20 protein-coding genes are annotated in these 24,802 nt (G+C 67.8%); 4 read left to right on the forward strand and 16 right to left on the reverse strand.

Translation table 11 applies throughout. The features are described 5' to 3' along the window. Positions 1-8: 8 nt before the first annotated feature. Positions 9-1,706, reverse strand: a complete 1,698-nt coding sequence (locus GTH33_RS07630) for a cation acetate symporter (RefSeq protein WP_163957906.1) — start codon at positions 1,704-1,706, stop codon at positions 9-11. After that, the gene (locus tag GTH33_RS07635; RefSeq protein WP_163957907.1) at positions 1,703-2,014 is read right to left on the reverse strand and encodes a DUF485 domain-containing protein; all 312 of its coding nucleotides are present in this window, start codon (positions 2,012-2,014) and stop codon (positions 1,703-1,705) included. The genes GTH33_RS07630 and GTH33_RS07635 overlap by 4 nt, the downstream gene beginning before the upstream one ends. 211 nt (positions 2,015-2,225) lie before the next feature. Between GTH33_RS07635 and GTH33_RS07640 the strand changes: the two genes are divergently transcribed. Genes GTH33_RS07640 through GTH33_RS07655 form a run of 4 tightly spaced genes read left to right on the forward strand, consistent with a single transcriptional unit; the run spans position 2,226 to position 6,830 of the window. Beyond that, entirely contained in the window at positions 2,226-2,966 is a 741-nt protein-coding gene (locus GTH33_RS07640; protein ID WP_249055040.1) for a virulence factor, read from the forward strand. A gap of 20 nt (positions 2,967-2,986) precedes the next feature. After that, positions 2,987-3,418 (forward strand): DUF2147 domain-containing protein, encoded by a 432-nt coding sequence (locus tag GTH33_RS07645; RefSeq protein ID WP_249055041.1) that lies wholly within the window; start codon positions 2,987-2,989, stop codon positions 3,416-3,418. 5 nt (positions 3,419-3,423) lie between these two features. Then, positions 3,424-5,973, forward strand: a complete 2,550-nt coding sequence (gene mprF / locus GTH33_RS07650) for a bifunctional lysylphosphatidylglycerol flippase/synthetase MprF (RefSeq protein WP_163957909.1) — start codon at positions 3,424-3,426, stop codon at positions 5,971-5,973. An 11-nt stretch (positions 5,974-5,984) separates the two neighbouring features. After that, on the forward strand, positions 5,985-6,830 hold the full coding sequence (locus tag GTH33_RS07655; protein WP_163957910.1) for an HpcH/HpaI aldolase/citrate lyase family protein: 846 nt from the start codon (positions 5,985-5,987) through the stop codon (positions 6,828-6,830). Between the two features lie 113 nt (positions 6,831-6,943). Here the strand turns inward: GTH33_RS07655 and GTH33_RS07660 are convergent, their stop codons facing one another. From GTH33_RS07660 to GTH33_RS07725, 14 genes are all read right to left on the reverse strand, one after another. Next, complete coding sequence (locus tag GTH33_RS07660; protein WP_163957911.1) at positions 6,944-9,034, reverse strand: ATP-binding protein; 2,091 nt, start codon at positions 9,032-9,034, stop codon at positions 6,944-6,946. A 29-nt stretch (positions 9,035-9,063) separates the two neighbouring features. Further along, positions 9,064-9,306, reverse strand: a complete 243-nt coding sequence (locus GTH33_RS07665; RefSeq protein ID WP_163957912.1) for a hypothetical protein — start codon at positions 9,304-9,306, stop codon at positions 9,064-9,066. A 107-nt stretch (positions 9,307-9,413) separates the two neighbouring features. Then, a complete protein-coding gene (locus tag GTH33_RS07670; protein WP_163957913.1) occupies positions 9,414-10,778 on the reverse strand; it encodes an efflux transporter outer membrane subunit in 1,365 nt (454 codons plus the stop codon). Positions 10,779-10,918: 140 nt separating this feature from the next. Next, the gene (locus GTH33_RS07675) at positions 10,919-12,094 is read right to left on the reverse strand and encodes an HlyD family secretion protein (protein ID WP_163957914.1); all 1,176 of its coding nucleotides are present in this window, start codon (positions 12,092-12,094) and stop codon (positions 10,919-10,921) included. Next, a complete protein-coding gene (locus GTH33_RS07680) occupies positions 12,091-13,749 on the reverse strand; it encodes an efflux MFS transporter permease (protein ID WP_163957915.1) in 1,659 nt (552 codons plus the stop codon). The genes GTH33_RS07675 and GTH33_RS07680 overlap by 4 nt, the downstream gene beginning before the upstream one ends. A 99-nt stretch (positions 13,750-13,848) precedes the next feature. Beyond that, a complete protein-coding gene (locus GTH33_RS07685) occupies positions 13,849-14,856 on the reverse strand; it encodes a glycosyltransferase family 4 protein (protein ID WP_163957916.1) in 1,008 nt (335 codons plus the stop codon). A gap of 70 nt (positions 14,857-14,926) precedes the next feature. Next, a complete protein-coding gene (locus GTH33_RS07690) occupies positions 14,927-16,480 on the reverse strand; it encodes an alpha-amylase family glycosyl hydrolase (protein WP_163957917.1) in 1,554 nt (517 codons plus the stop codon). After that, complete coding sequence (locus tag GTH33_RS07695) at positions 16,477-17,589, reverse strand: glycoside hydrolase family 130 protein (RefSeq protein WP_163957918.1); 1,113 nt, start codon at positions 17,587-17,589, stop codon at positions 16,477-16,479. Before GTH33_RS07695 ends, GTH33_RS07690 begins: the two co-directional genes overlap by 4 nt. Before the next feature lie 121 nt (positions 17,590-17,710). Beyond that, positions 17,711-18,559 (reverse strand): TorF family putative porin, encoded by an 849-nt coding sequence (locus tag GTH33_RS07700; protein WP_163957919.1) that lies wholly within the window; start codon positions 18,557-18,559, stop codon positions 17,711-17,713. A 160-nt stretch (positions 18,560-18,719) separates the two neighbouring features. Then, complete coding sequence (locus GTH33_RS07705; protein WP_163959730.1) at positions 18,720-20,234, reverse strand: SulP family inorganic anion transporter; 1,515 nt, start codon at positions 20,232-20,234, stop codon at positions 18,720-18,722. Between the two features lie 5 nt (positions 20,235-20,239). After that, on the reverse strand, positions 20,240-20,935 hold the full coding sequence (locus GTH33_RS07710) for a carbonic anhydrase (protein WP_163957920.1): 696 nt from the start codon (positions 20,933-20,935) through the stop codon (positions 20,240-20,242). Positions 20,936-21,043: 108 nt separating this feature from the next. Beyond that, a complete protein-coding gene (locus GTH33_RS07715) occupies positions 21,044-22,354 on the reverse strand; it encodes an ATP-binding protein (RefSeq protein ID WP_163957921.1) in 1,311 nt (436 codons plus the stop codon). A gap of 55 nt (positions 22,355-22,409) precedes the next feature. After that, positions 22,410-23,120: a response regulator gene (locus GTH33_RS07720; RefSeq protein WP_163957922.1), complete on the reverse strand. Its 711-nt coding sequence runs from the start codon at positions 23,118-23,120 to the stop codon at positions 22,410-22,412. Positions 23,121-23,220: 100 nt separating this feature from the next. Beyond that, positions 23,221-24,753, reverse strand: a complete 1,533-nt coding sequence (locus tag GTH33_RS07725) for a DHA2 family efflux MFS transporter permease subunit (RefSeq protein WP_163957923.1) — start codon at positions 24,751-24,753, stop codon at positions 23,221-23,223. Between the last annotated feature and the right edge of the window lie 49 nt (positions 24,754-24,802).

Here is a 24,802-nt window from a genome sequence, read left to right on the forward strand (position 1 = left end):
GAGTTTGGTCAGTGCGCCGATGCCCCCTCGGCGCCGATGCCGGTTTCGGCGCGGATGCGCTGGGCGGCATAGCCGGCGTGATCGACGGCGGCGCGCGGCGATCGGTCGAGGATCGAGACGAGCCAGATCGTCAGGAACGCCAGCGGCATCGAGACGATCGCCGGGGACGAATACGGGAAGATGGCGGCCGGGTGGCCGAGGATCGTGACCCATACCGCTGGCGACAGGATCGTCAGCACCACCGCCAGCACCAGTCCGAGCGTACCGCCAGCCACCACGCCGCGGGTGGTGCAGCCCTTCCACAGCAGCGACAGGATCAGCACGGGGAAATTGCCCGACGCGGCGATCGCGAAGGCGAGGCTGACCATGAAGGCGACGTTCTGCTTTTCGAACACGATGCCGAGCAGGATCGCCGCTGCCGCGAGCGCCAGCACCGTGCGGCGCGACACGCGCAATTCGGCGGCGCTGTCGGCTTGCCCCTTGCGAAAGACGGTGGCGTAGAGATCGTGGCTGACCGCGGATGCGCCCGACAACGTCAGGCCGGCGACCACTGCTAGGATGGTGGCGAAGGCGACCGCGGAGATGAAGCCGAGGAACAGGTTGCCGCCGACCGCATGCGCCAAGTGGATTGCGGCCATGTTGCCGCCGCCGATCAGCCCGCCGGCCCCGTCGGCATAGCTGGCGTCGGTCGCGACCAGCACGATCGCGCCGAAGCCGATGATGAAGGTGAGCAAGTAGAAATAGCCGATCCATCCCGTCGCCCACAGCACCGAGGTACGCGCCGCCTTGGCATCGGGTACGGTGAAGAAGCGCATCAGGATGTGCGGCAGGCCGGCGGTGCCGAACATCAGCGCCATGCCGAACGATATCGCCGAGACGGGGTCCTTGATGAAATTGCCCGGCGCCATGATCGATGCGCCGTGCACCGCAGCATCGGCAGGCGACAGGCCGGCGGCGGCGGCGAGGCCCGTCTTCACCTGCACCGCGCGGGCGAACAGGGCCTCTGGCGAGAAGCCGAACTGGGCGAGCACCATCAGCGCCATGAAGGTCGCCGAGCCGAGCAGCAGCACGGCCTTGATGATCTGCACCCAGGTGGTCGCGGTCATGCCGCCGAACAGGACATAGAGCGTCATCAGGACGCCGACGATGCCGACCGCATATTCGTAGCGTAGCCCGAACAGCAATTTAATTAGCTGGCCGGCGCCGACCATCTGCGCGATCAGGTAGAAGAGGACGACGACGAGGGTGCTGGTAGCGGCGAAGCTGCGCACCGGCGTCTGTGCGAAGCGGAACGAGGCGACATCGGCGAAGGTGAACTTGCCGAGATTGCGCAGCCTTTCGGCCATCAGGAACAGGATGATCGGCCAGCCGACGAGGAAGCCGATCGCGTAGATCAGGCCGTCATAGCCGTCGTTAAAGATCTGCGCCGAGATGCCGAGGAAGCTGGCCGCCGACATATAGTCGCCGGCGATGGCGAGGCCGTTCTGGAAACCGGTGATGCCGCCGCCGGCGGTGTAGAAATCGGCGACCGTGCGCGTGCGCCGGGCCGCCCAGCGGGTGATGCCGAGCGTCAGCAGGGCGAAGGCGGCGAACATCGCGATCGCGGTCCAGTTGGTCGGCTGTTGCCGCGTTTCGCCCGCGATGGCGTCGGCGAACGCAGGGGGCGCGAGCAAAAGGAGCGGGAGCGTCAGCAGCCAGCGGATCACGCGCGATGGTCCGCGACGAGTGCCGCGAGTGCGGCGTCGTAATCGCGATTGGCGCGCGCCACGTAGAGCCATGTGAGCAGGATCGCGAGCACGATCAGCGCGAAGCCGATCAGGATGCCGAGCGAGGTGACGCCGCCCGCGACGATCGGCCGGGCAAGGAAGCTCTTGTCGAAGGCGATCAGCAGCACGAAGCCGAAATAGGCGGCGAACATGATGCCCGACAATATCCAGCCAAAACGGCCGCGCGCGCGGATGAGCCGGCGGTATCTCGGATCGTCGGCGATCCGCGTGAGCTGCGCGTCGATCATTCACCCTCCCCGGCGCGACCCCGTGGGCGGGATCGATAGCGATATCATGACGGAAGCGTCGGCGGGCGCAACCGGGAATAATCGCCGTGCCGCCGACGGTACGGGGTAGGTACGGCGACAGTACGGTAACGGGGGACCGATCGGGTGACGAAAAGTTCATGTCGCCGCCATGCCGGGGATAGCAGGACGGGTGCATTGGATACGCATGGGCTTGAGCGCACCGGGGACATCGCGAGGACGCTTCTGGATCGGCGGGGGCGCGGCGTGCGTGCTGCTGGCGCTGGTCGGCATCGCCGCGGTGGCCGGCTTCTTCGATCGCGATGCCGTCCGGCTGTTCGCCGCTCGGGGCGCCAAGCGGCCGATCGGCGTGCTGTACGTGTCGGGCGACATGGGGCTCCACTTCGGCCCGGCCCCGTATACCGCGCAGGGGCTGGCGGCGCATGGCATCGCGGTGGTGGGAATCAATTCACCGACCGCGTTTCGCATGCGGCAGAATCGCGCGGAGATCGACGCGATCGTCGCGAACGGCGTACGCCGGGCGCTGGTGGACACACAGGCGGACCGGTTGATGCTGATCGGGCAATCCTATGGCGCCGATATCGTGCAGACCGGGCTGGCGGCATTGCCGGCCGACCTGCGCACGCATGTCGCCGGCGTGGTGCTGGTGGTGCCCGGAACGTCGGTATTCTTTCGTGCGGACCCGACCGGCATCGCCTATCGCAATACGCCCGACAGCGATGGCGCCGGGACGCTGCGCCAGCTGACCTGGACGCCGGTGACCTGCATCTATGGCGTGGCCGAGACGGACAGCGTGTGTCCGCACGTTCACCTCGGCAATCTGCGGTCGATCGGCATGCCGGGCGGGCATTTCCTGAACGCGGATCGTGCTGCGTTGTTCGGTCATATCATGGAGGCGATACGGCGCGCGGCGCCCGAGGCGTTCGCGACCTGATAAAAGGGATGGGGGAGAGTATGATGACGAAATGGATGGCCGCGTGGGCGGCGATGATGACCATGGTGGCGCTGGGCCTGACGACGACGGAAGCGATGGCGACGCAGCGCCCCGACGCCGTGATCGGCCGCTGGAGCAACCCCAAGGGGACGCTGGCGGTGCAGACCGGGCCATGCGCGGACGGATCGCTGTGCGGGCAGATCGTCTGGGCGAGCCCGCAGGCGCAGGCCGATGCGCGTGATGCCGGGATCGCCGGTCTGGTCGGGACGCAGTTGCTGCAGGGCTATCGTCCCGAGGGGCGGGGCAGCTGGGCGGGGCGGGTCTATGTGCCCGACATGGGGCGCAGCTTTTCCTCGCGCATCCGCCAGACGTCTGCGGGGACGCTGAGCATCTCGGGCTGCCTCGTCGGCGGCTTCCTGTGCAAATCGCAGGTGTGGCACCGGGTGGCGTGACGCGCATGCGCCTGGATGCGGGTATCGCGCTGGCGACGCGGCATCGCCGTAGCCTGACCGTCGCTGCGGTCCTGATCGTCGCGGCGATCGGGTTCGAAGCGTTGCGGCTAGTGTTGCGCGAAGTGCACCTGAGCGATGTGCGAACCGCATTGCATGCGGTGCCGGACGGCCGGATCGCGGCGGCGCTGGGGCTGACCGCGATCAGTTACCTGCTGCTGACCGGCCTCGACTGGGTGGCGCTTCGCGGCGTCGGCCGGCCGCTGCCATGGCGGATCGCCGCGGCGGGATCGTTCACCAGCTATACGTTGAGCCACAACCTGGGCCTGTCGCTGATTACCGGCGGATCGGCGCGGTTGCGGCTGTATGGGGCCGCGGGCCTGGCGTTCGGCGAGATCGCGCAGGTCGCGGCGATCTGCGCCATGGCGTTCTGGGCGGGCGTGGCCGGTGCGGGCGGCATCGGGTTGATCCTGAGCGACGGCATCGCGCTGGGGCCGGTGACGCTGGGGCCGGCGGCGGCACGGGCAATGGGCGCGGCGCTGATCGCGGCACTGGCGGTGTTGCCGATCGTGCGGGCGAGCGGGCGCGAATCGCTCGGCTGGGGGCGGCTGCGTATCGCGCTGCCCAGCTTGCGGCAGATGGCAGCGCTGGGCGCACTGTCGCTTGCCGACCTGAGTGCGGCGTCGGCGGCGCTGTTCGTGTTGACGCCGCACGGCACGATCGCGGCGTTCCCCGCCTTCGTCGTCGCCTATGCCGTGGCGGTGGTGGTCGCGCTGCTGCTGCACGTACCGGGCGGGCTGGGCGTGTTCGAGACGGTGGTGCTGGCGACGGTGCCGGGCGACCGGCCGGCGCTGTTCGCGGGATTGCTGCTGTATCGGCTGATCTATTATCTGTTGCCGCTGCTGATCGCGGCGATCGGCATCGCGGTGGCCGAGGGGTGGCGGCTGCGCCATCCGATCCGGCGCGGCCTGTCCTATGTCGATCGCGCCGGGCAATTGCTGGCGCCGAGCGCGGTGACCGTGCTGGTGTTCGTCGCCGGGCTCGTGATGCTGGTCTCCGGCGCGCTGCCGGGCGTGAAGGGGCGGCTGGCCGACCTGCAGGATCTGGTGCCGCTGCCCTTCATCGAAGGGTCGCACATGGCGGGCAGCCTGATCGGCACCGCGATGCTGCTGGTGGCCCCCGCGCTGACCGCGCGGCTGCGGTCCGGCTGGGCGGCGGCGCGGGTGTTGCTGATGTGCGGCGCGCTGTTTTCGCTGATGAAGGGCCTGGATTACGAAGAGGCGCTGTTGCAGCTGATCGTCGCCGGCGTGCTGCAATACTGCCGTGCGAGCTTCTATCGCGAGGGCGGTATCCTGACCGATCGGCCGCGCTGGCCGTGGCTGGTCGCGGCGGCGGCGGCGGTGGGGCTGAGCATCTGGGCGGGATTCTTCGCCTACAAGCGCACGCCCTACAGCGACGAATTGTGGTGGCGGTTCGCGTTCGACGCCAATGCGCCGCGATTCCTGCGCGCGAGTTTCGCCGCCGGGGTGCTGTTGACCGCGGCGTCGGCGTGGCAGCTGCTGACCGCCAGTGCGACGCGGTCGCTGCCCGATGCTTTGCCACCCGAAGATGTGATCGCGGCGGCGGCGGCGCACGCGTCGCGCACCGACACGGCGCTGGCGTTCACCGGCGACAAGAGCTTCGTCGTGTCGGCGGCGGGCGATGCGTTCCTGATGTACCGGGTGCAGGGCCGCAGCTGGGTGGTGATGGGCGATCCGGTCGGCCCGGCAGCGGCGTGGAGCGAATTGGTGTGGAGCATCCGCCGGGCCTGCGATGCGCGAGCGGGTCGGCTGTGCTTCTATCAGGCGAGCGAGCGGATGCTGCCGTTGTTCGTCGAGCTGGGATTACAGGCGATCAAATATGGCGAGGAGGCGCATGTCGCTACCGCCCTGTTTTCCATGGCGGGGCCGCGTGGAAAGTCGCTGCGCCACGCAGTGCGACGGACCGAGGCGGCGGGGGCCGTGTTCTCGGTCGAGTCGGCGGCGGTGGTGCCGGCGTTGATGGGCGAGCTGGCCGAGGTGTCGGCAGTGTGGCTGGCAGACAAGGCGGGACGCGAGAAACGGTTCAGCCTGGGCGCGTTCGACCCGGACTATCTGACGCGCTTCCCGATCGCGTTGGTGCGGGTGGAAGGGCGGATCGTCGCCTTCGCCAACATCTGGGTATCCGGCGATGGCGAGGAAACGTCGGTGGACCTGATGCGCCACCGCCCGGATGCACCCTATGGTACGATGGAGATGATGATGGTGCGGTTGATCGAATGGGCGCGCGATGCGGGCTACGATCGGTTCAACCTAGGGATGGCGCCGCTGTCGGGCATGCCGAGCGGTCGGCTGGCGCCGCTATGGGCGCGGCTGGGGCATGCGATGTATGCCAATGGCGAGCGTTTGTACGGTTTTGCCGGATTGCGTGCCTTCAAGGCGAAATACGGGCCGGAATGGGTGTCGCGCTATATCGCCACACCGCCCGGCGCGGCGATGCCGCGGACGCTGATCGACCTCGCCCGGCTGGTGAGCGCCTGATAGAAGGACGCATGACCCGGAAAATCCGCAAATGTCGCAGCGTGTTGTTCATGCCCGCCTCCAACCCGCGGGCGATGGCGAAGGCGCGGGGGCTGGCCTGCGATGCGGTCATTCTGGATATGGAGGATGCGGTCGCGCCCGAGGTGAAGGCGGCGGCGCGGGACGCGGCGGTGTCGGCGGCGGGCGAGGGGTTCGGCGATCGGCTTTGCGCCGTACGGATCAATGCGCTCGATACGCCATGGGGTCGCGAGGACGCGGCGGTGCTGGCGGCTGCGCCGGGGGTCGACGCGGTGGTGGTGCCGAAGGTGGCGTCGGCCGCCGACCTGATGGCGGTGCGCGGGATATTGGGTGCGGACGGTCCACCGGTCTGGGCGATGATCGAGACGTGCGGGGCGATTCTGCGGCTGGCCGAGATCGTTGCGGCGGGGGCGGGGCTGGAACTGTTGATCGCGGGGACCAACGACCTTGCCAAGGACATGCGATGCCGGCCGGGGGAGGCGCGCGATCCGCTGGTGCCGGCGCTGGTGCAGGTGGTGATCGCTGCCCGCTCCGCGGGACTGGTGGCGCTGGACGGCGTGTGCAACGCGATCGGCGACGAGCCGCGGCTGGCGGCCGAATGCGCACAAGGCGCCATGCTGGGGTTCGATGGCAAGACGTTGATCCATCCGGCCCAGATCGCCGCGGCACATGCGGCGTTCGGGCCGTCGGAGGCGGAACTGGCATGGGCACGCGGTGTCGTGGCGGCCTTCGCCGCGCCCGACGCGGCGGGCAAGGGTGCGATCCGGCTGGGCGGGGCGATGGTGGAGCGATTGCACCTTGCCGAGGCGGAGCGGTTATTGGCGATGGCGGGCGACTGAGCGTTATCCGGCACCTAGCGGTGAACAATCGCCAGTCGCCGGAAGCCGCTAGCGCCGTACCGGCAATCGCCCTACGCCATGCGGTTCCGCCGTCTTCTTGGCGGGGAGGGCCGCTACCCCTCCAGAATGGCGCGAACGCGGTCGGCGATGACGTCCATCGCGAACGGCTTGGTGACCAGCGCCATATTGGGGGCAAGTGGGCCGTTGCCGATCACCGCGTTTTCCGCATAGCCGGTGATGAACAGCACCTTCAGGTCCGGCAGCAGCGCCATCGCCGCATCGGCGACCTGACGGCCGTTCATCTGGCCGGGCAGGCCGACGTCGGTGATGAGCAGGTCGACCTGCGCGCCGGTGCCGAGCAGCCGCATCGCGCCGGCGCCGTCGCCCGCCTCCAGCACGGTGTGGCCCATCTCTTCGAGGATTTCGACCACCAGCATGCGGATCGTCGGTTCGTCATCGACGACCATCACCGAATGGTGCCCCTCTGCCGCGACCGGCAGCGTGGTGGTCGTGGGGGCGGCATCATCCTCGGCATCGCCATAATGACGTGGCAGGTAGATGCACATCGTCGTGCCCTGGCCGAGTTCGGAATAGATGCGCACCTGGCCACCCGACTGGCGCGCGAAGCCATAGATCATCGATAGACCCAGACCCGTGCCCTCGCCCATCGGCTTGGTGGTGTAGAAGGGGTCGAATGCGCGCGCCTGCACGTCGGGCGTCATGCCGGTGCCGGTGTCGGTGACGCAGAGCGAAAGGTACTGGCCGGGTTCGAGATCGCGTTCCTTGGCGCTGCGCTCGTCGAGCCAGCGGTTGGCGGTTTCGATCGTGATATGGCCGCCGTCGGGCATCGCGTCGCGCGCGTTGATGCAAAGGTTGAGCAGCGCATTTTCAAGCTGGTTCGGATCGACCATCGCCGGCCACAATCCGCCGGCACCGACCGTCTCAACTTCGACGCCGGGTCCCACGGTGCGCTGGATCAGATCGCGCAGGCCGTCGATCAGGCGGTTGATGTCGGTCGGCTTGGGATCGAGCGTCTGACGGCGCGAAAACGCCAGCAGCCGGTGGGTGAGCGCCGCGGCGCGTCGGGCCGCGCCTAGCGCGGCGGTGGAATAGCGCTCAAGCTCGCCGATCCGCCCTTGCCGGATGCGGACCTGCATCATTTCGATCGCGCCCGAGATGCCGGTCAGCATGTTGTTGAAATCGTGAGCCAGTCCACCGGTCAGCTGGCCGACCGCTTCCATCTTCTGCGCCTGGCGAAGGTGCGCCTCGGCGACCATCAATTCGCGGGTGCGCGCCTCGACCTGCTGTTCGAGGCTGGCGGTCAGGACGCTGAGTTCCTGTTCGACCCTGCGCCGTTCGACCGCATCGCGGACGCGCTCTGCGATGTCGCGGACGAAGGCGACCTCTTCGGGCAGCCACGGCCGCGGAACAGCGTTGTTGAGATAGAGCAGCGCGACGAATCCGCCCTGTTCGGTGACCGGCATGTTGATGAACGACAGCGCCGCGAGGCCCTTCAGCCCCTCTGCCGTGTCGCGGGTGCGGGGATCGGTATAGGCATTGCCGATCGCGACCGTATCACCGCGTTTCAGGTCCTCGATGTACGAGCCGTAATCGCGGAAATGGAGGATCGAAGGCAGGGGATCGATGCCCGGCGCACACCACGGGCGTTCGGTGACGATCGTCTCCGCCTCAGGATCGATAGTGCCGTAGCCGCAGCGGCTGACATCGAGCAGGCGACCGAGGATTTCGACCGCGGCATAGGCGACGTCGGCGGGATCGCCGGTGGCGCGCAGCGCATCGTTAAGCTGGACGAGCGCCTGCAGGCGAAGCTCTGCCGATTTTCGCGCATCGATGTCGAAGCTGATGCCCGGGAAACGGACCGCACGACCCGTAGCGTCGAGCATCGCCCGCCCGCGGGCGGCGACCCAGCGGGCACGTCCGTCGGGCTGGTACAAGCGATAGTCGCTTTCGAACGGCTCGCCGGTTTCAAGGGCGTGGGCGATTTCTGCCTGCACTCGTCTTGCGTCATCCGGGTGCATCGCGGCGAAGAAATGCCGGATCGGGGCACCCGCGCGGGCGGCGGACGGGTCGACGCCGTACAGATGGGCAAAGGCGGGGTCGGCGGTGACCCGGTCGGCCACGACGTCCCAATCCCAACTGCCGACGCTGATCGCACCGGAGATTTGCAGGTCTTCATCGGCCATCGGTGGCAAATCGTCTCTGTAAGTGGGGCTCAGACCGGATCGGTCGCTCGGCGGCGGGCTTCGCCGGCAGCGTCTTCCGCCGGCAGACCGGTGTCGATCGGCGCATTGGGCGCGGTGCCGTGCTGGCCCTTGCCGGTCACCGCCGAACGTGGTCCAAGGCCGCCGCCGCCCGTCTGCGTGTCGAGCGTTTCGTCATGCAGCACACGCGCAGCGGTATCGTGATCGCGCGGCATAAGCTCGTCGGGTGCATTGTTGGGCTGATCGGTCGGCATGACATACTCCTATGCTGATCCGGCAACGATCCGCAACGCGGAGCGATCCTGTGGGCGCGACGAACCGAGCCGCGTCGACCGGGCAGAGCCGCGTCCATCGGGCGGGATCAGCGACTGGTCGCGGCTATGTCCTCCCGGTTCCAGCCGCCGCCCATCGCCTGATACAGCGCGACATAGGCGGTGGCCCGGTCGGCGCGGGCCTGCACGAGCGCGAGTTCCGCGGTGAGCAAGCCGCGCTGCGCGTCGAGCTGTTCGATATAAGACGTATAGCCGGCGCGATAGCGGTTGCTGGCGTTCCGCAGTGCGCCTGCGAGAGCGTCGACCTGCAGGCCCAGCGCAGTCGCCTGCTGTGCGGAGCGCTGGACGCCAGCAAGCGCGTTGTCGACCTCCTGGAACGCGGTCAGGGCGGTACGTCGATAGGCGAAGGCGGCCTGGTCGCGGCGAGCGGCGGCGATGTCGCTTTGCGCGCGCAGCCGGCCGCCATCGAAGATCGGCGAGAGGATGCTGGCGCCGATCGAAAAGACGCCGATCGGATTGGCGAGTGCGGTGGAGAGGACGACCCCGGCCGATCCGGTAAGCGCCAGATTGGGGAGCATCGCGGCGCGCGCGCTGTCGAGCGTGCGGTCGGTGGCGACCAGCGTCTGTTCAGCCTGGAACAGGTCGGGGCGTCGACGCAACAGGTCCGCGGGCAATCCGTCGGGGATTGCGGGCGCCAGCAGCCGGTCGAGGGGCAGGCCACGCGATATCGGGCCGGGGCTGGTGCCGAGCAGCAGGCTGAGGGCGTTTTCCTGACGGCTGATCGCCAGCTGCGCCGCAGGGACGAGTTGCTGGGTGGCGCGATATTCCGCCTCTGCCTGGCGCAGTTCGAGGTTGGAGGTATAGCCCGCCTCGGCCCGGCGGCGTGCGATGCGCAACGCTTCTGTCCGGGCGGCGAGCGTCTGTTGCGCGACGGCGAGCCGCTGGTCGAGCGCGCGCAACGCGATGTAGCCGCTCGCGACACTGCCGGCGATGGCCAAGCGAACGGTGTCGCGGGCGCCTTCGCTGGCGAGCAATTGCGCCTGCGCCGCTCGGGACGCCTGGCGAAGGCGACCGAACAGGTCGAGATCGTAGCTGGCGGTGATCGCCGGCTGCGCGCCGAAGGCATCGCTGGGGGTACCGAACGGACTGACGGTCTGGCCGGTGGTGCCGGGCAGGTTGCCGCCCAGCGTGGGCGTACGCTGGGCCTGCGCCAGCCGCGCGGCGGCGCGCGATTCGTCGATGCGCGATGCGGCGGCGGCGAGGTCGACGTTGTTCGCGAGCGCCCGTGCAACCAGATCGGTGAGGACCGGGTCGCCGAACGCGTTCCACCAGTCGGCGCGAACCGGCTGCCCGGCGCCGAGCGCCGTGCGCCACTGTGGCGGCGGGACGACGGCGCTGGTCGCGGGTGGTGCGGGGCGGGGGCCGATGCAGCCGGCGAGGGCGGCACATAGCATCGCACCGCATGCGCTGCGCCGAAGACCACGCCAAAGTATAGTCCTCCACGGCAGGCGGAAGGGCGACATGATCGAGCAAGCTGATTTGCGTCCCGGATTATTGCGAGTGCCGCAGCCCAAGTGGCGGGGTGGCGAGGCGATCACTGCACCACCGGCCCGTTGGCGGTGTCGACGCGGGCCTGGACCGACATGCCGGGGCGCAGGCGTTGCGCGAGCGGCTGGCCCGGATTGATGCGGATGCGCACGGCGATCCTTTGGGGAACCTTGGTGAAATTGCCGGTGGCGTTGTCGGCCTTCAGCACGGCGAATTCCGATCCCGCCGCGGGGCTGATGCGTTCGACATGGCCGAGCAGGCGCGCATTGGCGAGGCCATCGACGGTGAAGCTGGCGGACTGGCCGACGGCCATGCGTGCGGTCTGCGCTTCCTTGAAATTGGCGATGACCCAGGTTTCGGGTGGAACGAGGAACATCAACTGCGACCCGGCGGTGACATATTGGCCGACGCGGACGCCCACTTCGCTCAGCCGACCGCCCTCGGGCGCGCGAATGACGGTGTTGGCGAGATCGATTTGCGCCAGGCGGCGGGCGGCTTCGGCGCCCGAGACACCGGCGCGCTGGCCACCGCGACCGACCTGCACGGTACGGATATCCTGCCGCGCGATCTCACGTGCGGCACGGGCTTGTTGCACTGCGGCCTGCGCCTGACGCAGCGCGGCGAGCGTCTGATCGCGTTCGCGCAAGGACACCGAACCGTCGGTGACGAGGTCGTTGACGCGGTTCATGTCCGCCTGCGCGCGCATCAGCTGTGCTTCGGCATTGGCGACGGCGGCGGTTTGCGCGGCGAGGCTGGCGGTCCGGCTGCTTTCGGACTGCTGTGCGTTGGCGAGCGTCGCCGCCTGCGCATCGACCTGCGCGCTCGCCTGGTCGACGCGCTGGCGATAGATGCGATCGTCGATCTGGACGAGCGGCTGGCCGGCCTTCACGTCGGCGAAGTCGCGAACGTAGACCTGCGTGACATATCCCGACACCTGCGGCGCGATCACCGTCGTGCGGCCGCGGACATAAGCGTTGTCGGTCGTCTGGTTGGCGCTGGCGAAGGGCGGCAGCCGCCACGCCGCGAGGACCGCGAGCACGCCGCCCAGCGCGAGCAGGACGATGACGATCAGCGCGGTGCGGCTGGGCGGCTGCGGCCGCCAGCCCGAGCCGGCAGGCGCGCTGGGCGGGGCCACCGCCGTCGGCGCGGCGACGGGCTGGACCTCCGCGCGGGCTTCTTCGGTGGCGGGCGTGGGATCGACGGGGTTGCGACTGTCGGTCATGGCGTGTTTCCGGCAAGGGCGGCACGACGTTCGCGGCGCGCACGCCGGATCATCAGGAACAGCAGGTAGCAGAAGGTGAGCGCGGCCAGCACCGCGATCAGGCGGAAGACGTCGTCATAGGCGAGCACGTTCGCTTCCCGCGTGGCGGTCTGCGACAGGATCGCGCCGCCCTCCGCGCTGCGTAACGCAGGATCGCCGACCACGCGCGACACGGCGGCACCGCCGGCCTGCAACCGTTGCGCGACGATCGGGTCGGTAGGGTCGATGGCCTGAACCAGCGCGGCGCTGTTCGCCTTTTCGCGGATCACCTGATAGCTGCCGAGCAGCGCCGTGCCGGCGAGGCCGCCGATCGAATTGATCATGCCGAACAGCGCGACGAAGCTGATGATGTGCCCCGATCCCTGTTGCAGCGCGCGGGTCATCCCGAACAGCAGCGCAGGGCCGAGAAAGTAGGTGGCGGCGAAGGCGATCAGCGCCTGGGTCCCGTACATCTGCGGTGCGCGCGTTAAGCTGGTCGCGTGGCTGTCGAAGAAAGCGGCGATCGCGACGAGGCCGATCGCGAGCATGATCGGGTGTGACAGCCGGTTGACGTCGAGCGTCACCGCGCTGAGCACGACCCCGGCGACCGAGGCGAGGAAGATAATCGAGAAGAAGGAGACCAACTGGTCGTTGTTCTGGCCCAGGACAGTGAGCAGCCCGACCGCGGCGTAGGTCTGTTCGGACAGGACGATGCGGGCCATGATCGTGACGATCGTGAAGCGGACGATGTCGGCACTGCCCAGCCAGCGCGTGTTGAGCAGCGGATTGACGCGGTGATGTTCGATATACAGCGCGGCACCGAGCATCGGGATGGCGGCGATCAGCGCCCAGCCGATCCAGGCGGCGTTGGTCCACCAGACGATCCGCCCCAGCCCGAGCACCGCGGCGAACAGCGCCATCGCCCCGGCGAACAGGACGAAGGTGACGAAGTCGAGCCGTTCGAACGCCTTGGCACGCGTCGTCGGCGGCAGGCGGAGGAAGGCGACGGCAGCGAGGCTGAGCAGGGCGAGCCCGAGTTCGAACAGGTAGAGCGTGCGCCATTGGGACATGGCGAGCAGATCCGGCGAAAACAATCGAGCGAGCGGCGTCGCGCATTGGGGCACGCCGATGCCGACCACCACTGCCTTCAGCCGCCATTTCAGCGGCAGCGCCTGCATCATGTAATAGAGGCACAGGCTGCTGACCGCGGCACCCGCCATGCCGCTGGCGGCACGCACGAGGATGGCGGTGTCGAAGCCGCGGACGAACAGATGGCCGAAGGTGAGCGCGGCGTAGATGCTGAGGAATATCATCGCGAACGGTCGGAGGCCGTATTGCGCGCGGAACTTGATGAGCAGCAGATTGATGCTGACGTTGGTCATCACATAGACCGTGGGCAGCCATGCGATCTCCGCCGGATCGAGGCCGAGTGCACCTTGTAAGGTGTACGTGTTCGCCGAGATCAACGCATTGCCGAAGCCGCCGGTCAGGCCGAGCAGCACCGCGATGACGCCATAGGCGATGCGGTGGTGCGTCCGATGCTCGACCGCCCCCGGAGAACCGGGGATGGCCGGGATCTCATGGGGCAGAAAGTCCCATTTTTCTTCGGACAGGAAACGGCGCAGCCGGACGAACATCGCTGTCCTATAAGGGCAAAACCGGTGCGCGGTCAGCAGCGTATGTTGCGGGGGTATTGCTCTCACTCACCCTGCGCCGCGGCGGGACGGCGACGCCGGCTAGGCGCCCAGGATCTGGCGGTAGAGCGCGATATAATCGTCCGCCATCCGCTCGACGCTGAAGCGGTCGGCGACGGCGGCGCGGCAGGCCGCGCGGTCTATCTCGGGCAGGCGGGCGACGGCGGCGATCGCATCGTCGACGCTGTTCACCAGGAAACCGGTGACGCCATGTTCGATCAGTTCGGGCATCGAGCCGCGGTTGATCGCGATCACCGGCGTGCCGCAGGCCATCGCCTCGATCACCGACAGGCCGAAGGGTTCGTCGAAACTGATGAGGTGGAGCAGGGCGGCCGCCTGTCCCAGTGCGCGGGTGCGATCTTCGCCGCCGACCGCGCCCGGATGAACAATGCGATCGCCGAGATGCGGCCGCACGCTGCGTTCGTAATAGCCCTGATCCTGCACGATGCCGTACATCGCGAGGCGGCGACCGGTCGCCCGGGCGACGGCGATGGCTTCGGCGGCGCCCTTGTCGGGGTGCATGCGGCCAAAAAACAGCAGGTCGTCGTTGCCCGCCGCGTCGAAGGGGAACGCGTCGAGGACGATGCCGTGGTGGATGGTTGCGGCATAGCGGAGGCTGGGCGAGCGATCCGCGTCGCTGATCGCGACATAGTGCACCCGGTCCTGATAGGGCTGGTACATCGGCAGGATGCGATCGGACGAGAAGCCGTGGATGGTGGTGACCATCGGCGTATCGACGAGGTGGGCGAAAGCATGGGCGGGGAAGTCGGCTTGGTTGTGTATGAGGTCGAATTCTCCCGCGCGGTGGAAGAGATTCGCGAGATGACGGAATTCCCAGACTTTCGCGTCGATAGTCGGGTCTTCGGAATAGGGCGCGGGGACGACGGCGGCGAGCGTGCCGGCGGTCAGGCTGTCCTGCGTCGCGAACAAGGTCACGTCGATACCGCGCTTCACCAGCGCCTCGGTGAGCAGGCTGGTGACGAGTTCCCACGGGCCATAGTGGCGCGGCGGGGTGCGCCAGGAAATGGGGGCTAGCATCGCGATCTTCATGAGGACGGCCTAGGCGGTTCGCGATGAAAGGTCGACCGGTGGATCGTGCCGTTCAAACCAATACATCCGTTCAGCCGTCCGCCAGCAGGACGATACCCTCGTTCGCGCGGAGCAAGCCCGGCGGCGCCGGGTGCGACAGCGTCGACAGCAGCACCTGCCCCACGGGAAAGGCGAACGGCTGCTCAGTCGTGCCGAGATTGAGCGCCACGACGATGCGTTCGTCGCCATGGGTGCGTTCGTAGGCGAGGACGTCGCCCTGCGCGTCGATCATCCGGAAGCCGCCGATGGCCAGCGCGGCATGCTTGCGGCGCAGGTTGAGCAACGTGCGGTACAGCGCGAGCATGGCGTTCTGCGCGGCGACGTTGCGAACGGGCCAGTCGGGGTTGAGGGGCAGCCAGGGTTCGGCCGTGGAGAAGCCGGCGTGCGGGCTGTCGTTCCACGGCATCGGCGTACGGACGGGATCGCGGCCGAGGCCGAGGCCGGGTTCGCGCAATTCGCGCGGGTCCGCCACGCGATCGGCCGGAATGGCGACGTCGGCAAGCCCGATCTCGTCGCCGTAATAGATGGTGGGCGTGCCGCGCAGGGTCAGCAGCAGCATGGCGGCGATCCGCGCCTGCGCTTCCCCGACGCGGCTGGCGATGCGGGGACGATCATGGTTGCCGAGCACCCAATTGGGCCAGCCGCCGGGGGGCAGGGCAGCCTCGTAATCCGTAATCAGCTGCGCGAGCTGGCGGGCATGCCACGGCGCGTCGATCAGCTGGAAATTGAAGGGCAGGTGCACCTCAGGCGCGGCGAGGCCGTAATATCGCATCAGCCGTTCGACGGGCAGGTAGATCTCACCGATCAGCACCCGGTCGCCGTCGTAACCATCGGCAATCGTGCGCATCTGCGCGGCGATATCGTGCACCTCGGGCTGGTCGGTGGAGTGGCGCTGGAGGACGGCGTGCATCTCTCCCATGGTAGGCAGATAGTCGGGGTTGGCCGGATTGTCGGGAAAGTCGGCGTGCTTGACCATGTGCCACAGCACATCGATGCGGAAGCCATCGACGCCGCGGTCGAACCAGAAGCGCAGCACGTCCATCATCGCGGCCCGCACATCCGGGTTGCGCCAGTTGAGGTCTGCCTGTTCCTTCAGGAAGGCGTGGTAGTAATATTGGCCGGTGTGGGCGTCATATTCCCAAGCGGAGCCGCCGAAGTCGCTGATCCAGTTGTTGGGCGGGCCGCCATCGGCGGCGGGATCGCGCCAGATGTACCAGTCGCGCTTCGGATTGTCGCGCGACGAGGCGCTTTCGCGGAACCATGGATGGTCGGTCGAGCTGTGATTGGGGACGAAATCGAGCAGCAGTTTCAGCCCGCGGGCGTGCGCGGCGGCAAGCAGGTTGTCGAAATCGGCAAGGGTGCCGAAGCGCGGGTCAATACCGCAATAATCGGCGACGTCGTAGCCGAAGTCGCGCATCGGCGAAGGGAAGATCGGGGAGATCCACAGGGCGTCCATGCCGAGCGCGACGAGATGGTCGAGCCGCGCCTCGATCCCCTTGAGGTCGCCGATGCCGTCGCCGTCGCTGTCCTGGAACGAGCGCGGATAGACCTGATAGATCGTGCCCGATTTCCACCATTGCGTCATGCGAACAGCGCTTTCGGCAGGCGGGTCATGCGGCAGGCGAGGTCGGCTTCTCCGCTGGCGACCAGATAGTCGTCACCGGTATCGACGAGGCCCGTGGAGAACACGACGGGGGTGGGCAGATACATCTGGTGCGCGATCGGCGTGGTGAGCGCGGGGTTCGCCTGTAGCAGCGGTACGTCATCCTCGACCCGCAGGATATGCGCGGGATCGTCGCGATCGAGCAATGCCCAGAAGCTTCGGTAGATGCCGACGCTCTCACGCGCCTCGACCCCGTGGTAGATCATCAGCCAGCCTTCGCTTGTCAGGATCGGCTGTGTGCCGCCGCCGATCTTCATCGCCGAGCTGGACGCCTTGCGCGCGCGAAGGCCCGGCGCGTCGAGCGGTTTCCAGTGGAGCGCATCGGGACTTTGCGCGAAATTGATCGACGGGCCACCGACATAGGGGCTGTCGGGCGGATAGGCGAAATAGACTTCACCCAGCGGGCGGGTCAGCGCCATGAACTTGCCGTCCACCAGCCCTTCGAACAGGATCATGTCCTTGTTTTGATGGTCGAGGACGATCCCTTCCAGTCGGTAGTGCAGGCCATCGTGCGAGGTGTGCAGCGTGGTGCAATGGCGTTCGGCGCCGACCGAGCAGGTGGTCATGTACCAGATGTCGCCGATCCGGGTGATGCGCGCATCCTCGACGCCATAGCATTGATAGCCGGCGACGGGCTCGATCGCGGCGTCGTAATGGACCGCGACGATCGTCTCGCCGGCGGGATCGAGCTCGACGGGCAGCAGCCATGACAGCGAGGTGAGCGCGAGGATGCGATGGCGGCTGCCCTTCAGCTCGAACTGGCGCGGGTCTGTCATGTCGACCTGCGCAAGGGGCCATGCGTCGAGCACGTAGCCGGCAGGGGTCCAGCGGATCGCATGGACGTGATCGCCATGGACGGGTTCGGACAAGGCCTCTGCGATGCGGACCATCAGCAGCAAATTGCCACTGGGCAGGCGGGTGAAGCCGGGATTGAATGCGCCGAGCACGAAGGTCGGCTCCGCGATCCCGCGACGGAGCGGCGAGCGGGTCAGGTCGACATTGTCGGGGGTGAAGATCAGCGCATCGTGCATGGGGACGTTAGCGCTGGCGGCGGGCGGTGGTTCCGTTGGACGGGCGGGAGGCAGGCACAGGTCCTGCCCCCGTCGCCATCGTCAGCGGTTCATCCCCGCCCTGAGCGGGGAGCCGCGACCATCAAAAGGCCGCGGTCAGGCTGGCGAGGACGGTCGCGCCGGCAATCGTGCCGGTGCCGTCCTGCCCCTTGCTGAAGCTTGGCTGGAGATAGGCCGATTCACGCTTGCTGATGTCGGTGTCGGTATAGGCGACACCGACGGTCAGCGGCGTGCCGGCGATCGCATAGTCGGCGCCGAGCAGCCAGTCGGCATATTCGCCGGTCGGCGCGACGCTGGTCGCGAACGGGCCGAGTCCGTCATTACCCTTCGAATAGCCGAGGTGTGCCTTCAGCGTCAGGCCGGTGTTCGGCACCGCGCTGCTGATGTCGCCCCAGACGTAGAGATTGTCGTTCTTGTCGCCGGGGTTGGTGTAGACGCCGTTCGCCGCGGCGGTGCCGTTGGCGTACCATGCGCCGAGCGCTTCCTGCTTGGGCGCGTAGGCGACGCCTGCGGTCAGGCCGACCGGGCCGAGCGTGCCGGACAGCTTGGCATAGGGTTCGATGAAGTCGGTGTTGTCGAAGCCGCCCGGATACATGTACCAGGTCGCGCCGATATCGAGCGTGCCGCCGCCGACCGGAAGCTTGTAGCCCGCGATAAGGTCGAGCTCCATATTGGCGCCGCCGAACGTTCCCCAGCCGGCGAGGTTCGAACCCCAGGTGCCGATATAGAGGCCGCTTTCGTGCGCGATGGTAAGGCCGCCCTGCACGGCAAGTTGCCTGTCGCTCTGCGATACGCCGCGAAAGCGATAGTCGGAAACGATACCGACGCTGCCGGTGACGGTGACCGCCTTCGGCGGTGCCGTTTCCTGCGCGGCGGCCGGAACGGCTACGAGGGCTGCGAGCGATGCCGCGGCCAGGCTGAGATACTTCATGGGACCCCTTTCAAACGGTTGGAGGGTCCCTCCTGCGTCCGGGCCGCCGGCGCGCTCGCTCCGGTTGGAGGGGCACCGATCAATCCCGAACGCCTATTCGCTATCGCAGCATTATGGCCAAAAAGTCGCTTTTATGTAACGAAACATTGCTGGGCGAGGATCAATGGGCGAGTGCGGCAGTCTTGCCACGCGCCCCGAACAATTCCACCGCATCGCCGGCGGCGCGGCGGCGCTGGAACCAGTCCTTGATGAGTTCGGCGCACGTATGGTCAACCGTCGACAGGTCGGTGACGTCCAGACGCACGGCCTGTCCGGCGGGTGCCCGTTCCAGCGTGTCCGACAGCTTGGGCAGGGAGACGAAGGTCGCCGAACCCGACAGGTTGATCGCATGCGCGCCGGCGAATTGCCCCTCGGACACGTTGAGGCCGAGACGGCGCAGGTGCGGGACCAGTTCGAGCATCGACAGGCCGATGCCGACCAGCACGCCGGTCAACAAATCAGCGGCGACGACGGTGACCAGGGTCGCCAGCCAGATGAGGGCGGGCAGCGGGCCGTAATGCGACAGCAGGTGGCGGGCATGGCTGAGGCTCACGAGACGCCAGCCGGTTACGACCAGGATCGCACCGAGTGCCGCCATCGGGATTTCGCGCAACAGCCAGGGGAGCAGCGCGACGAAGCCGAGGATCCATATGCCATGGAATATCGTCGACATCCGCGTGGTCGCACCGGCCTGAACGTTGGCGGACGAGCGGACGATGACGCCGGTCATCGGCAGCGCGCCGGCCAGGCCGCACAGCAGGTTGCCGACGCCCTGCGCGCGCAATTCCTTGTTGTAGTCGGTACGGACGCCATCGTGCATGCGATCCACCGCCGCTGCGGACAGCAGGGTTTCGGCGCTGGCGATAAAGGCGATGGCGAGCGCGGCGGTGATGATCGCCGGGTCCATCCACTTGGCGAAGACCTCGGTACCGGGCAGCGTGACCGCGGAGGCGATCGACTGCGGCACGTTGACGCGGGCGACGTCGAGACCGAACGCCAAAGCGGCGAAGGTGCCGGCGAGCACGCCGACGAGCGCGCCGGGAACCAGCTTCATCGAGGCGGGACGCAGCTTTTCCCAGCCGAGCATCGCGATGATGGTCAGCATGCCGATGGCAAAGGCGAGCTCGGCCGCGGCGATCGTGTCGACCGAAAGGCCGAGCAGGCGGCCGGGGGCGGCGGCCAGGTTCTGGAGACCGCTGGGCAGTGGCTTGGCGTCGAACAGGACATGGAACTGGCCGACGACGATCAGCACGCCGATGCCCGCGAGCATGCCATGCACGACCGCGGGACTGATCGCGCGGAACCAGCCGCCGAGGCGGGCGATGCCGGCGACGACCTGGATCAGGCCGGCGAGGATGAGGATCGGGCCGAGCGCGGACAGGCCCTGATCGCGGACGAGTTCGAACACGACGACCGCCAGCCCGGCGGCGGGCCCACTGACCTGCAGCGGCGACCCGGCGAGCATGCCAACGACGATACCGCCGATGATGCCGGTGATCAGGCCCTTTTCCGGGGGGACGCCGGAGGCCACAGCGATGCCCATGCAGAGCGGCATGGCGACGAGGAAGACGACGATCGACGCGGTGAGATCGCGGGTGACGACCGGCATCGACGGCAATTTGAAGGCGCCCGGCATGGCCATCACTCGGCCGCCATGGCGAATGCGACATCGGACGCCTGACGCGGACCGGCGGGCAGCGCGACCGGAAATTCGTCACCCTCGTTGAGCGGCCGGAACCGCCCGGTCATGCCATCGAGCGCCAGGACGGAGCCATCGTGGATGTCGACGAACCAGCCATGCAGCGAAATCTTGCCCTGCGCGATCCCGGCCGCGACCGACGGATGCGTGCGCAGGTGGGCGAGTTGGGCGACGACATTCTCGAGGCTGAGCGCACGGATCCGCTCGGGCTCGGTCAATTCGGGATACGTCTGGTCGACGATCTGCCGCGCGGCGGCGCCATGCTTCAGCCAGTTGGCCACGGTCGGCACCGATGCCAGCGCAGCGGGATCGCCGGCCAGTCCCTTCATCGCGCCGCAGTCGGAGTGACCGCAGACGATGATGTCCTGCACGCCGAGTACCGCGACGGCATATTCCACCGTCGCGGACACGCCGCCGGTCTGCAGCGCGTAAGGCGGTACGATGTTGCCGGCGTTGCGACAGACGAACAGGTCGCCGGGCTGCGCCTGCATGATCTGTTCCGGCACGATGCGGGAATCGGCGCAGGAGATCATCAGCGCCTTGGGGCTCTGGCCCTTGGCGAGTGTCGAATAGAGTTCCTGCTGGCCGGTGTAGACGGTCTTGCCGAAACTGACGACGCGTCCGAGCAACTCGTTCACGGTGCGATACTCCATCGTGCGACAGGGGTCGCATCAGGCACGGTATCTACAGGAGCGATTTTGCTGTCCGGCCGCGGAACCGTTTTAATTTGTTGCTCGCGACAGCGATCAGAGCGGCAGGCCGATGGTGGCGCGCAGCCCGCCCTGGGGCCGGTTGGCGAGCGTGAGCGTGCCGCCCTCCGTCTCGACGATGCGGGCCACGATCGGCAGGCCCAGGCCGAACCCGATCGTGTCGCGCGGGCGCGCCGTGTCGAGGCGGACGAACGGTTCGAGGACGCGGCGCAGCTGGTCCTCCGGAATGCCGGCGCCATCATCCTCGACATGCAGCGTCACGCCGTTGCCGGTGCTGTCCAGCCGGATCGCGACGTTGCCGGCGTAATGCAGCGCATTCTCGACCAGGTTGGCGAGCGCCCGTTTCAGCGCCACCGGACGGACGGTCACCTCGCAATGGGCAGGGCCGTGATAGGTGCCGGGCAGGTCGCGATCCTCGACGTCGTCGATCAATGTCGCGCACAATACGGCGATGTCGGTCAGCACCGGCGTCTCGGGATCGCTGTCGCCGCCGAGGAAGGCGAGCAGCGAGGTGACCATCGCTTCCATCTCGCCGATATCGCGCTGGATCGCGGTGCGGGTGGCGGCGTCGTCGACGCCATCGGCGCGCAGGCGCAGGCGCGCCAGTGGCGTGCGCAGGTCGTGGCCGACGGCGGCAAGCGCCTGCGTCCGGTCGGCGATCAGCCGCTGGATGCGTGCCGCCATGCGGTTGAACGCGACGACGACATGGCGCACCTCGCGCGGGCCGGCTTCGGAAATCGGATCGTGCTCGGTATCGCCGAAACTGTCCGCGGCGGCGGCGAGCTGGCGCATCGGGCGCAGCGCGCGCCGGATCAGCAATCCACCCAGGATCATCAGTCCCAGCGCCGGGATCAACGCCAGCAGGATGCGCTCGGCGGCGAGATTGAGGTTGTGCAGCGGTTCGAGCGTGCGGAAGTACAGCCAGCTGCCATCGGGCAGTTGCAGCCCGCCGGTGACGACGGAACTGCGCCCCGGACTGGTGAGCTTCAGCCGCAGGTCGGTGGTGGCGAGCGACGGTTCCCACTCGACGACCTGGTGCCGCATGCCATCCAGCGCAGGCGCGATCGGCGGCGGGGCCGGCAGGTCCTGCTGCCAGTGCAGCGCGTAGCGTTCGGTGGTGAGGTCCTCCGCCATATCGTCGCGGCGCGACACCGGTTGTTCCGCGATCAGCCGGCGGGCGATGACGAGGTGTTCGGCCAGTCGCCGCGCCTCATCGTCGCGGACGGCGAACTGGCTGGCGCGTTCGTAGAGGAGCGTGCTGACGCCGAATTCGATGACCATGGTCAGCAACAGGATGGCGACGATCTGGCCGATGATGCCGATCGAGGGGCGCAGCAGCTGCTTCACGCCGACCGGATACCGATCGCCGCGCTGCCGCGATCCCCAGTGACAACGCGTCGCCTCAACGGCGCGACACCTCGGTGTTGAGCATGTAGCCGACGCCGCGGACGGTGATGATCGGCGCATCCTTGCCGGCGCTCGACAATTTGCGGCGCAGTCGGCTGATGAGCACGTCGATGCTCCGGTCCGAACTATCGCCCAGCCGGGTGCGGGACAGTTCGATCAGCCGTTCGCGCGCGATGACGCGGCCGGCGTGTTCGGCGAGGCTGACGAGCAGGTCGAACTCCGCACCGGTCAGGTCGACGACGGCGCCGGTTGGCGAGGTCAGTTCGCGGCGCGGCAAGGTCACCTGCCAGCCGTCGAACGTCAGCACCCCTTCCTCGCGCTCGCCGGGGCTGCGCTCCAGCGAGCCGCGGCGCAGGACGGCACGGATACGGGCGATCAGTTCGCGGGTGCCGAAGGGTTTGGCGATGTAATCGTCGGCGCCGAGTTCGAGTCCGACGACACGGTCGGTTTCGCTGCCCTTTGCGCTGATGAAGATGATCGGAACCTCGCTCTTCTGGCGCAGGGTGCGGCAGAGATCGATGCCGCTGGTACCGGGCAGCATGATGTCGAGCAGGATGAGGTCGACGGGGCCTGCCTCCAGCGCCAGCCACATTTCGGGCGCGGCGGAGGCGGGGCGGACGAGGTAGCCGTTCTCCTGCAACGCGCGGGTGGTCAGGGTGCGAAGAGCGGGATCGTCCTCTACCAGGAGGATGGTGGGAGCGGTCATGTCGCCAAGAGGTAGGCAAGGACGCCGCATGGGTCAACCGACGCCCATCACGCGTGATGGGCTGGCCCGACTCTGGTGAAAAAATGAGGCTCCCGCCGGATCAGTCCGCGGCGACCGGTCCGTGACCGCCCTTGGGCCGGCGGGTGAACCAGGTGATGGCGATCAGCGCGACGCACAGCCACGCGGAGACGCGGAACAGGTCGGTCGACGCGAGCAGATAGGCCTGGCCGACCATCTGGCGGGTGATCGCCCCGGCCGCCTGCGTCGAAGTCGCACCCATGCGTTGCAGCGTTTCCGTAGCCATCTGAAACGGCATGCCCTGGCCCACCGCTTCGGCCAGCCGGCTCTGGTGCAGTGCCTCGCGCCGGTCCCAGGCGGTGGTGATGATCGAGGCCGCGAAAGACCCGGCGACGATGCGCGCGAAGTTGGAGATGCCGGTGGCGGACGGCAGCCGTTCGGGCGGAATGCCGTCGAGCGAGATAGTGAGCATCGACAAGAAGAAGACGCTCATCGCGACGCCCTGTACCAGCAGCGGCAGCATGAAATCCCACGAACTGGCCGAGGTCGTGTAGCCCGAGCGCATGTAATAGGAGAGCGCGAAGGCGGCGAAGGCGATCGTGGCGAGGATGCGCGCGTCGATCTTTCCCGACATGCGCGCGGCGAATGGCGACAGCACCACCGCGACCATGCCGCTGGGCGCGGCGATGATGCCTGCCCAGGTCGCGGTATAGCCGAGCTGGGTCTGGAGCCAGAGCGGCAGGATCAGGATGTTGGCGAAGAACACGGCGTAGCCCAGGCAGAAGGCGATGTTGCCGATCGCGAAATTGCGGCTTTTGAACAGGGTCAGATCGACCGCGGGATTGGCATCGGTCAGTTCCCAGATCACCCAGGCGATGAAGCCGATCGCGGCGACCGCCGCCAGCACGCAGATCGCCGTGTCCTGAAACCAGTCGGCGTTCTTGCCGAGGTCCAGCATGATCTGGAGCGCGCCGACCCACACCACGAGCAGCCCCAGCCCGACGGTGTCGATCGGCAGCTTGCGCGTCGGCGTCTCACGCGTCTTCAGCCCCCGCCAGCAGACCAATGTGACGAAGATGCCGAAGGGGACGTTGATGAGGAAGATCCAGCTCCAATGGTAATTGTCGCTGATGTAGCCGCCGAGGATGGGGCCCATCACCGGGCCGACCAGCGTGGTGATCGACCAGACGCCCAATGCGGTGCTGCGTTTGTCAGAGGGAAAGACGGAGATCAGCAACGCCTGGCTGCCCGGCATCATCGGGCCGGAGACGGCACCCTGGATGATGCGGAAGACGATCAGCGATTGCAGGCTCCACGCGATGCCGCACAGGAACGAGGAGAGCGTGAACAGCGCCACGGCGGTGCAAAAGGTGCGCACCACGCCGAACCGGCCCATCAGCCAGCCGGTCAGCGGCACCGCGACGCCGTTCGCCACCGCGAAGGCGGTGATGATCCACGTCGAATTGTCGCTCGACACGCCGAGATTGCCGGCGATCGTCGTCAGCGACACGTTGGCGATCGTGGTGTCCAGCACCATCATGAACGTGCCGAGCGCCAGCGCGAGGGCGATCAGCGCGAGGCGGCCGCCGGTAAGGGGGGCGGGTTGGGCGGGCATCAGCAACGACCCTCGTTTGTCGCATCGTCCTCACCCCGAACACATGGCG

The sequence above is a fragment of the Sphingomonas insulae genome, assembly GCF_010450875.1.
Lineage (GTDB): Bacteria > Pseudomonadota > Alphaproteobacteria > Sphingomonadales > Sphingomonadaceae > Sphingomonas > Sphingomonas insulae.